The following is an 11,002-nucleotide window of genomic DNA, read 5'->3' as shown; positions in this document are numbered from 1 at the left end:
CGTTCCGGGGTCATCTGCAAGTTTGACGCCAATCTCGGCGCTCTAGCGTCGGCTAGTGCGGGGACCAGCGGCTGACCACCGGTCTGCTATGAGGGTCATCTCTTGGGTTAGCTATTGGCCTGTGCGGGGATGGAACCGAAGGGCTTCCCAAGACCGACGAACACGACATAGCCGTGCCCTTTCAGGCGATTCGCGAGCTTGCGTTCGTGCTTCATGGCTTCCGTGTCCGTCTTCCACGGGCCGGCATGGCTCGGCCTTGCAGCCGCGAGGTCGGTGCGGAGACGCAGATTGGTCCCGCGCCGCTTCCTGTTTCGCTTGAAGACCGCGGCTGCGGTACGCCCGCCGGCACGATGCGTCTCCAGGCGCTGCTGGGGGGTGCGGGCCGTGTACCCGACGTAGACCGTCCCCTTGCCGTTGTCCTTCACCCAGTCCGCGTCGAACTCGATGACATAGACGCAGTAGACCGTTGGATCACGGGGAGCCATGGCGGCACGGTAGCGCCGACGGGGCGTCCACGACGGCAAGATGAGGGGATTTCACGAGGTGCTGGAGGTGTGTGGCGCGGCTCCGACAAGTCGCAGACACGACAGATGTCACGTGGGACAGCCGTGCCCCGTTCTTCATCAGACATCGCGATGACTGCTTCTACTCAGGTGTCACCCGATGCCGCCGGTTCAGGTCCAATCCTCAGCCACTCGACGACCTCGATGAGGTGCGACGCCTCTGCACGGGTGGGGGCCAGGTGGTAGGCATGCTGATGACAGGTCTCGCTCAGCCTGCTCCACGCATACTCGGCCTGCCCCGAGAGCTCCCGGTTTTCGGGGTAGGCACCCTCGAGGCAGGTGAGGCGGCTCCTCTCTGATGCACCGGCGGCACTGATCCCCTTCGCGGCGAGGAGAACTTGAACTCGTTCCTCCAGTGCTGCCCGCGTCAGCCAGCACGCGCGCCTGACCGCGTGCGGCTCGCCGGAGTCGAGCTGGGCTCGCGCCCTGGTCAGCAGGTCGGTCATCGCGCTCCGGCCCTGATGTCGTCGACAAGCCTCTTGGCGTTGTGGTGCGCGTCCTCGGGTGAAGATCCCTTGAGCCCCGAGTGAAATCCACCCGCCACGATGCCGAGCGCGACCTTTCGATAGGGCGGCCTCACCCATTCGGCGTACAGCGGCTCCGACGGCTGTTCTCCGAAGACGGCGAGGCGCACCCGCATCTTCGTCGTATGCGTGCTCGTCCACTCTCGCTCGAGATCGGTGATCTTCCGCCCTGCGCGAAGCTGGGACTCGAAGTATCGATCCTTCGCCGCAGACTCGATCGCGAAACGAAGCAGGCCCGGCATCGCCCGGTTGAGATCGTCTTCGGTGAGCCGCCCGTCCTGCCATTCCTTGATGAGACCGTGAGCATCGGCGAGGTATCGAGCGGTTGGGTCCACGGCTGTCGAGACAGTCACCGTGGACTGGGCCCCCCGGGTGACTTCGAGGATGGTCGCGTCGAAGGACGATCGACGCAGTGCGGCAGGCAGCCGGTCGTCGTGGGAGAACACGACGACCTGTCGGGATTGGGCGAGCTCTCCGAGGAGTTGCACCAGACCATCGACCTTCGCCGGATCCATCGCCTGCACCGGGTCGTCGAGCACGACGAAACGGAACGGCGACTGGGCGAGCGTCGCGCGCGGCAGGAAGAGCGAGAGCGCCAACGCGTGCAGCTCTCCCTGGCTGAAGACGGCGAAGGAGTCGACGGCCTTGCCGTCGACCGCACCGCTCACCTTGACCCGGCGTCGCGTCGCGCTGCCTGTCAGGGCGAGCGAGCCGATCTCGACGTTGCTCTCCTGGCGCAGCTTGTGCCACGCAGCCCTGGCGCCCTCCTCGATCGGCGCCAGGCGTTCGTTCTTCAGGCGCAGGTCGTTCGCCGTGAGCCATTTGTGCGCGGTGTCGAGATCCTTGACCATCTGCTCCGCGCCGGAGCACTCGTCCCACTGCTCGCACCACGCGGCGATAGCCGCGGCCAGTGGCTGCCAGTCGTCGTCCAGCACAGCGATCTGTTTAGTGGCCTGCTCCCGGACGAGCTCGACCGCAGCCGTGAGGTCGGAGAAGGTACGTGCCACGTGCTCGATGAGCACGTCCGCCCCGGCTGCGTCTCGCGTGACCTTCACGTCGCTCCACCGTGCCCAGGCGTCCCGTGCCTCGAGGACGACGTCGTCGAGCTCGGAGACCGGAGAGGTGCGGAGGGCGTGCGGCGGAGGAGTGAGAGATCGGCGCAGGCTGTCGAACGCGAGCTCGAAGGTCTGGTGAGCCTGCTCGACCTCGGCGAACTCTCGCCGGGACCGATCCGCGATCTCGCGACTGGTCTTAGCCCAGCTCGAGTCGAGCTGGCCCTCTCGGCAGACCGGGCATGTCTGGTCGCCGTGGTGAGCGTGCAGCTCGAGACCCTGGTCCAGGAGGCGCAGCCGATCCCGACTGCGCTGCGACACCGATGCGCCAGCGTCGGCGAGGTCGTTCTTCGCTGTGCGCAGCCTGTCCACTGCGCTCTCGATCGCCGTTGGGTCAGGCGCGGAGAGGCTCGTCAGCGAGCGAAGGGAGGAGATCGGACCGAGGTCGACCGCCCCGCTACCCGTCACGAGTGCGCGAAGTGCTCCGGTGTTTGGTGAGCTCTTGCGCAGGAGGGCGGCCGCCTGCTTCGCACGCTCGTCGTGCGCGCCCGTCGCCTGCTCCTGCAGCTCCCGCCGACGCTTGCCGGCGACCGTCATGGGGGCTCGGAGGCCGTCGCGCAGGTTCTTGAGCCGCTTCATCGCGTCGCCGAGCTGAGCGACGCCGAGGATGCTCGCCAGGGCGTCGTAGAGATCCGCCGGCCGACCGTCGAGCATCCCCCCGAGCTCGTCGTAGGACAGGATCGGGCGGAACTGCTCCAGTGCCGTGTGCCAGCCGAGGTGCGAAGTTCCGGTGACCTTCGGCTGGCCGTGCGTCTGCGACCTGACGGCGCGGCCGGTGGCCTGGACCTCGTCGTCTGCCCACGTGGACTCGATGGTGATCTTTCCCGACCCCTCCTCGACCAGACCGATGCTGACCCGGGCGGTGGGGTGGTGGAGGTTGCGCCACTGCTCGCGCCACTCGGCGCTCTTGTTCGCCCACCGGTAGGTGTCGCCGGTGAGCAGCAGCTCGAGCGCCTCGGAGAAGCTCGACTTGCCCGACCCGTTGCGACCGGCGACGACTGTGAGCCCCGGCCTGGGGTCGATGCTCAGCGTCGCCTCAGGGCCGATGCCACGGAATCCCTCGACCGTGATGGAGGTGAGGACGACTCCCTTCGCCTCAGCCTCGGGCACCTCGCCTGGCTCGTCGGATCGGGTCACCGAGGCCGCACCCTCGACGTACTCACGGAGCACGTCGTCCCCCTCGAGTGCGGCGAGCACGAGGAGTGCCACGTCCTCGGGCAGGTCGCTGTCGACCGCGAGCTGGCGGTCGACCCAGTCGACGAGGCTCTGAGTCATCGCGTCTCCCAGGAGGTCTCTGTGGGGTCGTCCTCGTGCGGGTCCGTAGGTGCCTCAGGATCGCTGCCCCCGGCCTCCGCACTCTGCTGGTCGTCGTGGGCGTGGAGCATCCCGATGATCGGCTCGAGCAGAGTCCGCACCGCCTGGGTCAGTGACTTCTTCCCGTAGAGGTGCAGCGTGTAGCGCATCACCTCTTCGTCGGTCACCGCTCCGAATCGGGATCTCGCGAGTCGCATGACGGTCTCGAGCTCGGCAGGCGGGACCTCGTCGAGGGCCCGCGGACCGAGCAGCCGAGGCGCCACGACTGGTTGGTGGGCGAGGCGATAGGTCCGCGGCTTGATGCCCGCCTGGTGCAGAGGGTTGTCCATGACGAGGCGGCCGTCTCGTTCAGCGATAGAGACGGCATGGTTGAGCTGCTTGGCGATGGCCTTGCCCACTCGCCGGCCGCCCGACGCCTGGACGTAGGCACGAAGGAGGCGCTCGCCCCGTACAGGTCCCTCGGCGCCGACCACCGCGACGAGACCTTCGACCAGCTCGTCCACAACCCCGTCTGCGACCGGCACCGTGCGTCCTGAGTACTCCGCGTAGGGGAGGAGCAGGCCATCCGATGGATCTTGCGCAGCGGTATCGAGGGCAGATGAATTGGCCTCGTCGACGGCTGGCATCTCGCTCACGTCCGAAGCGAATGGCTCGGTCGTGAGCGGCTGCTCGCTCGCGTTCGCGTGTCGCGAGACATAGGTGTCTACCGGCTCCTCGCCGGCGCTCTCGGGGATCCGGGACAGCCAGCCCGGCATCCCGTCGGTCACTGAGCGGCGCGTCTCCGCCGCTGGTGGCGGGGGCGGAGGTGGCGGGACTGCGCCCACGCCGACCACAGGGAGATCCTCCTGGTCGTCGTCCTCGACCCCGACGCCGGTCTCGGTCAGACCGACTGCAGCTGAGTCGCCGGGCCGCTCCGCCGGGTCGTCGAAAGCCGTGTCCTCAAGGGCCGCGCCGCTGTCGACGACGGACTCGATGACCTCGAGGTCGTCTGCGTCCTCGACCTCCAGCCAGTCGGACGGTCGGATCTCGAGGTCGTCGAGCACTTGCCAGAGTCCGCTCAGGGCGGCTGCCTGGTCCACGTAGTACATCGACTCGCGGACACGGAAGAAGGTCCACCCGCAGCGCTCGAGGTCACGTTGCCTGGCCAGGTCGGCGGCGTAACGGTCGGGGCCGTGCCACTCGTCGCCGTCGCACTCGATGGCGAGCATCCCCTTCGCGCCGACCACCACCAGGTCGATGCGGTAGCCCTGGGCCTCGTACTGCGGGATGACGGTGAAGCCGCGGTCGACCACCTTGTTGTAGACTCGCTGCTCGAAAAGGGAGTCGAAGCCCTCGACGCGCTGGTCGTCGGGCACCGCGGCCGACTCGCCCGGGGCGAGGTCTCGCCCCCTTCGCGCCACGCCGTAGGCGTAGTCGAGGAGCTGGAAGCGCATGTCCTGCTCGTTGGTGAGGTCGTTCGTGGTGATGGTGTGGAAGAGCCACACCTGGTCCTTCGCCCGACTGACGGCGACGTTGTACCGCTGGACGTACATCTCGCGTGTGAGCGCTGCGAGCCGCTGCCCGGGGACAGCAGAGGAGACCATGCTGAGGAAGATGACGTCGCGCTCTGATCCCTGGAAGTCCGGAGGAGCCCCGACCTGGAGCTCGCGCTCCGACCAGGTCTCCGCGGGGACCTTCTCGAGGAGCAGCTGCTCGATGAGCTTGGCCTGCGCCGTGCCCAGGAGCGTGATGACACCGAAGGTACGTCCGTCGTAGGCGGGGTCGTCCAGGCAGCTGACGAGCTGGCTGACCAGCGCCGTCGCCTCGACGCGGTTGATCTTCGAGCCCGAGCTCCCCTCCTCGAAGCCGTCCGGTGTCCGGGTGATCTTGATGGGCTCGAGGCGGTTCGCCCCGAACTGGCGCACGGGGACCAGTCGGATGCCGTCGGGCTCGTAGGCGATGCGGTTCGAGAAGCCGATGATCTCCGGCACGCACCGGCGGTGCTCGACGAGGGTGATGGTGCCGCCGTAGCGCATGAGCGCCTCGTCGAAGAGGGAACGTTGCGGGTCCTGCCAGGAGGCCTTGTAGCGGTCGTCGTGGAGGTACTGGTCTGCGAGGTCCCGCAGCTGCTGCTGGTCGACTCCGACGGCGGACGGCGAGACCTGCTTGTCGTCGCCGATGACGACGATCTTGGGCGCGAGGTACTGGAGGAAGGCAGCCTCGAGGCCGGCCTGCGACGCCTCGTCGATGAGGACGACGTCGAACATGTCCTCGCTGATCCGCAGCTGGTCCACGACTCGGTAGATGGGCATGATCCACACCGGGACGGAGGGCCGGCAGCGGTCCAGCGCCTCCCGGGCTTCGGCACGTTGCTGCTGGGCGTACTTGCCCGTGCCCTTGCCGAGCTTGCGTACCAGCTGTGAGTACTGCGTGAGGTCGGCCCGTGACCCGAGACTCAGCCGATCTGGTCCGACAGCGTGGTTCCAGGCCCGCTTCGCGGCGATCGTCTCGGCCGTCTCCCGCAGGCGCTGCTCGATGACGTCGACCTGGTCCTGCACCTGGTTGGCGTCGATGGAGTCATGCGCTCGGATCCACGCACCCAGCGACGCCCAGCCGAAAGCCCCCTCGAGGCGTGCGAGAGCCGTGTCCCAGGAGTCGTCGTGCGCAGAGGACGTCACAGCGTCGGCGAGTCGAGGCTGCGCCTCCCGCACGCGCGACGTCAGCTCGTCTCGACGGGCACGACGTCGCGCGACGTCCGCCAGGACTGCTGCGCGCTCGTGTGCCTCGGCGTACGCCTTGTGGTCCCCAGACGTGACCGCCCGGTCCATCGGGACGACCCAGTCGGCGGCCGAGTCACCCCACCTCGTGTGCTCCGCGAGGACGGTCTTCAGGTCGTCGAGCGGCCGATGCGCGTCGGTCTGGAGCTCGTGCGCCGCCACGGCGTCGACGAGGTCGCCGTACGCGACGACCGCGTCGGTGTCTGCCCAGTCGACCGGGGGCAGCCCGTGCCCCGCCATGAACGACGAGACCGAGGCGAGCTCGCCCTGCAGCGACAGGACCCTGTGCAAGGTGCTGAGCTGACCGGCGTGCCAGGCGGCGCGCTCGACGAAGGTGTCCTCCGAGGGCACCTGTGTGCCGGCGGGCCAGGCCCGGTCAAGGCCGTCGAGAGCCCATGCAGTCTCGACGTGGGCTGTGAACTTGTCGATGAGCTCCGTGGTCGCCGGAGCCCGCCCGTCGACGCGCACCTGGTCCAGGAGCGCCCGGCACTGCTTGACGACGCTCGGGGTGAACATCCCTGTCTTCACCGAGCCGTCGACGTTGGTCTTGAGCTCACCGCTGGCATGCACGTGAGTGCGGAGTGCCTGAGCGAGAGGCATCAGCTGGGCGGGGTCGCCACCGATGTCGACCCTCGTGTTCGGTCCGAGGAAGCTTGTCCGCGCCCGGATGTAGTCGAGCTGCGACTCGACATGCTGGGCGCGTCCGCGCCACACCTCGGGCAGACCCTGCCGGACGTCGGTGATGGCCTCGGCGACCCAGGGGGCTCGAAGCTGTGAGGTCGCACGCGCGAGCTCGACGACCCCTTCGAGTCGTCGCTGCAGCTCGAACCGGGTCTCGGGGGGCAGTGCCGCTACGGCTTCTCGGGCGGGGTGCTCGTCAAGACGCGAGTAGGCCCCGGCGGCCTCGCGCGACTGCTGACCACGAGACACATGAGTGGCGAAGTCCTCGGGCGAGGGGAGAGCCGACAGCTCGGGTGCCCGTCGGGCGAGAGCCGACTCCTCCTCGACGACCTGCTCGTCGCGCAGGAGGGCCAACCACTCCGAGGCCTCGGCGTCCTGCAGCGGGCTGCTGATGTCCACGCTGACATCCAGGTGAGGCAGAACCCATCCGTGGTCGTCTCGCGTGAGGTGGTACTGCTGCGCCATCGACGCCAAGGTCCCCTCGTAGGACCCGTGCCGATGTACCCGCACGTCCTTCTCCCGGGCGTCGAGGAGCTGCTCGTTGAGCACCTGGCGCTCTCGTCGGAGCCGCTCCACCTCGTCGAGCATGGTCGCGATCTCGGTCTCGGTCGCCGCGACGTCGTGCTCGGTCGCGTTCCGCGAGATGGTGTCGACCGCGACCCTGAGCTCCGCCATGTCCTGGCGCCCGGCGCCGATGACGGAGACCGCGAGGTTGCGGATCTGGTCGGGCAGCTTGCCACGGACCTCGTAGAGCGCGCGCTCGGTGTGAGCGGTCACGAGCACCCGCTTGCCCTGGGCGAGCAGGTGCGAGAGCAGCGCCGCCGCGGTGTGCGTCTTGCCGGTCCCGGGGGGACCCTGCACGAGGGTCTGGGCCGTCCGGTCGACGCGCTCGATGATGCGCCGCTGGACGTCGTTGAGCGGGAGCGGGGAGAAGATCTCGCCGTCGACGGCGAGCATCGCTCCGGGCGACGGGTCGGGCTGCGCCGCCGGGGGCTTGTCCGGGTCGAGCAGGGGCAGGAGCCCGCTCGGCACGGCGCCCGCCTCGTCGATCTGCTGGGCGATCTCCGCGAAGGCCTGAGCCAGGCCCCCCTTCGGTCGGGGCCGGAGGACGATCGCTGGCGACCACGACAGGGTCGGCCGGTCGGTGGGGGAGGGGAGGTCGGTCTCGTCGACGTACTTGCCCTGACCGTCGAGCGCGTGCACGAACGGGGTGCCCAGCGCCTTGCTGGCCTCTCGATCCAGAGGGTGCGCCGAGAAGGACGACGCTCGCGCCTCGGTCTGCGACGGGATCTCGCGTGTGGGGAGCACCTCCGGGTCGAGCATGTCGAGCTCGGCGCGCAGACCGATGATGCTGGCGTCAGCGTGGATGTCGAGCGCGCCGGTCCGCTCCTCGATCGTGATCTCGACCGGCACGGTGAAGGCGTGGCGACGGACCGACTGGTGCTGCTCTGGGTGCCAGGCGAGCAGCCCGACGCCGAGCACGAGCTCGAGCTCCTCCGCCTTCTGGGTGGACTCGACGTGAGCGCTGAAAAGTGACGTGTACAGGTCTCGCACGGGGATCGACCGGATCTCTTCCTCCGCCCACGGGCGCCACCGCGCCATCCATTGCTCGAAGCTCTGGCGCACGTCCGGTCGGTCGTCGACTAGCTCCAGGTCGTCGACGTGCTCCTCGAGCTCGTCGTCCCATCGCCGCCCTCGCACCAGCGACGGACGCAAGAGAGGCGGCTGAGTCGCGCGGTTGAGGTCCCCGGTGACCCATTCGCGGATGTCTGCAGGCGCATCCGGCGGGTCCTGTCGGTCGAGACGCTCGACCGACAGCACCGCCGCGTCCGCATCATCTGCGTCCGCCGACCACCGCACTGCCGGATGGTCCGGGAAGTCCTTGAACCACAGCACCGAGCCACCCGACCTCTTGTACTGGTCGACGTCGCGCACCGCTCGCTCCTTGAGCAGCTGGGCTCGGGACAGGAAGGTGAAGAGGCGGACGGCCTTGTCGACGAGGGGGTCGCGGGTACCGCTCGACTGAGCGGTGTCGGGGGTCGTGTCAGTCACGAGGTGCTGTCCTCCATACGGCGGATGAGACCGTCGAACGCGGCCTCGGTGATGATCGGGATCCCATAGCTGCGTGCCTTCGCGGCCTTGCCGCTGAGCGAGTTGGGGTCGGCAGCCACGACGACCCGCGTCTTCTTCGTGACGCCCCCGGCTCGAGCCCCGATCGTCGGCAGCGCGCGTACCAGACGTCCCGATCGGTCTCGGTGTCGCCGGTGAAGACGACCCTGTCCCCGGGCACCAGTCCGATCCCCGCTGTCGACATGGACTCCGTGCGGGCGCGGGCGGACCTTGCGTCGTCGGCTGCGGCGATCAGCGCCGCGCTCACGTCTGACGTCGTCAGCACGAGCATCGTGGCGACGCGCTCCATCTCGGCACGCTCGTCGGCTGTGACGACGTGGTCGTCGAGCGCCACCGACGCCATGGCAGCGAGGTACTCGCGGTGTATGCCGAGCACTTGACCACGGCCCAGGCCCGAGGCGACAGCCGCGTCCACCAGGGCGTCCTTCTCGTGCTCGGCGAGGAACCCGTCGAGCAGAGCGAGCTCAAGGATCGCGAGGTAGCTGTCCGTGCCTGGCTCGGCGGCCCGGGGCATACGGGACACGATGGACTCGAGCCACTCTCCCTGGGGGGCCTTCGGCCGCGGGGACCGCCTCACCATCTGCATCTCGGGGTATGCACCGGGGAAGGGGGGCCACGGGTATGCACGCGTGGTCGCGATGGTGTCCGACCACGGCGGTCGGTGGCCGGATGACCGGAGGTAGTGGCCGAGCAGGCCCGCGGTCGCCAGCGCATCTGCCTCCGCGGAGTGAGCGTCGGTGAGCTCGATGCCCGACGCGGCGCAGCAGTCGACGAGTCGCCGGCTCGGTGCCTGCAGGAAAGCACCGGACCACTGCATGGTGCACAGCCCACCGAGCGGGAGCTGGGTCAGCGACAACCCTGCACGCTGCATCTCGTGCGTGAGGAAGCGCAGGTCGAAGGGGGCGTTGTGCGCCACCACCGTGCGGCCGGCGACGGCGCGGAGGAGGTAGGGGGCGAGCTGCGCGAAGGTGGGGGCACCGACGACCTCGGTCGCGGTGATCCCATGGATGCGGGTCGGCCCGACGTCGCGCCCGGGGTCGACGAGAGTCGACCAGGAGTCCTGGATCTCACCGCGGTCGGAGACGTAGACCACGCCCACCTCGACCACCCTGTCGTGTCGTTCGGGGGACAGTCCAGTGGTCTCGACGTCGATGACCGTGTACCCGCTCATGCGGTGACCTTCACAGAGTCCTCCGACAACGAGTTAGGCAAATCCCCAACGAGACCGCCAGGGGGCGTCAGGCACCGCCCCCAACCACCAGAAGCGTCGCTCGAGCGCATCATCGACATTCAATCCCCCTAGTGCAGATTGCACTGACCTTAGTGGTTGGGATCAGGTCTAGGCGGGAGACGACCAGATGTGGGCCCGCGCTATTCGGACGCCCCCTGCCGGGGGGGGGGGGGGGGGGGGGGGGGGGGCTCGTACCCAGGAGGTGCTCGTGCATTGGGTGCTCGGGCTACCTGTATCCACGCTGCTTGTCCCGCCGCGAGCCGGGTACGTCTGCGAGCTGCTTGTTCGGCTCCCACCTAGACCACCCGAGCGCGGGTTCCGGTACCTGCTGGCGCGGGCCACAAGATGGACGAGCCGACCGCGTGGCGGATCTGCTCGAGCGGTGGCTGGTGGTCGGCGCTTGGCCTGCCCGGCCGTGTAGGAAGCGCCGAGCGGCAGGGCGCCTCCGGCGCCCACCTCTGTGTGCCGTGACGGACGAGCACGGGTCCCCCGGCAGGAGATGCGTCCTAAGGGAATGCGGGCCGGACTTCGGTGAACTCGTTCCAACTGCCACGATTGCGGTCAATCGAAGTCGACGAAGCCGCGGACGGCTAAGCCGGGCTCTGGAGTGCGAGACTATGAGTACAGCCTGCGTGGCTCTTGTGATCTGAACTGGTTGAAGGTGATGGCCCGGCGCCCTCCAGGGGATACG

Annotated in this window: 5 protein-coding genes; all 5 read right to left on the bottom strand. The window is 68.6% G+C overall.

Annotated elements, in window-relative coordinates:
• Positions 1–107: 107 nt before the first annotated feature.
• Complete coding sequence (locus L6241_RS02665; protein WP_368244672.1) at positions 108–485, bottom strand: GIY-YIG nuclease family protein; 378 nt, start codon at positions 483–485, stop codon at positions 108–110.
• 164 nt (positions 486–649) lie between these two features.
• Positions 650–1,009: a hypothetical protein gene (locus tag L6241_RS02660; protein WP_368244671.1), complete on the bottom strand. Its 360-nt coding sequence runs from the start codon at positions 1,007–1,009 to the stop codon at positions 650–652.
• Positions 1,006–3,336 (bottom strand): AAA family ATPase, encoded by a 2,331-nt coding sequence (locus tag L6241_RS02655; protein ID WP_368244669.1) that lies wholly within the window; start codon positions 3,334–3,336, stop codon positions 1,006–1,008. Before L6241_RS02655 ends, L6241_RS02660 begins: the two co-directional genes overlap by 4 nt.
• A gap of 134 nt (positions 3,337–3,470) precedes the next feature.
• Entirely contained in the window at positions 3,471–9,002 is a 5,532-nt protein-coding gene (locus L6241_RS02650) for an AAA domain-containing protein (RefSeq protein ID WP_368244667.1), read from the bottom strand.
• Positions 8,995–10,251, bottom strand: a complete 1,257-nt coding sequence (locus L6241_RS02645; RefSeq protein WP_368244666.1) for an exonuclease domain-containing protein — start codon at positions 10,249–10,251, stop codon at positions 8,995–8,997. The genes L6241_RS02650 and L6241_RS02645 overlap by 8 nt, the downstream gene beginning before the upstream one ends.
• Between the last annotated feature and the right edge of the window lie 751 nt (positions 10,252–11,002).

Source organism: Janibacter sp. Y6, assembly GCF_040900765.1.
Classification (GTDB): Bacteria; Actinomycetota; Actinomycetes; order Actinomycetales; family Dermatophilaceae; genus Marihabitans; species Marihabitans melonis.
This window is presented reverse-complemented; position numbering and strand designations above follow the sequence as displayed.

Coding starts and splice junctions, on each gene's coding strand:
- L6241_RS02645 (WP_368244666.1), bottom strand. CDS start 10,251: ATGAGCGGGTACACGGTCATCGACGTCGAGACCACTGGACTGTCCCCC.
- L6241_RS02660 (WP_368244671.1), bottom strand. CDS start 1,009: ATGACCGACCTGCTGACCAGGGCGCGAGCCCAGCTCGACTCCGGCGAG.
- L6241_RS02665 (WP_368244672.1), bottom strand. CDS start 485: ATGGCTCCCCGTGATCCAACGGTCTACTGCGTCTATGTCATCGAGTTC.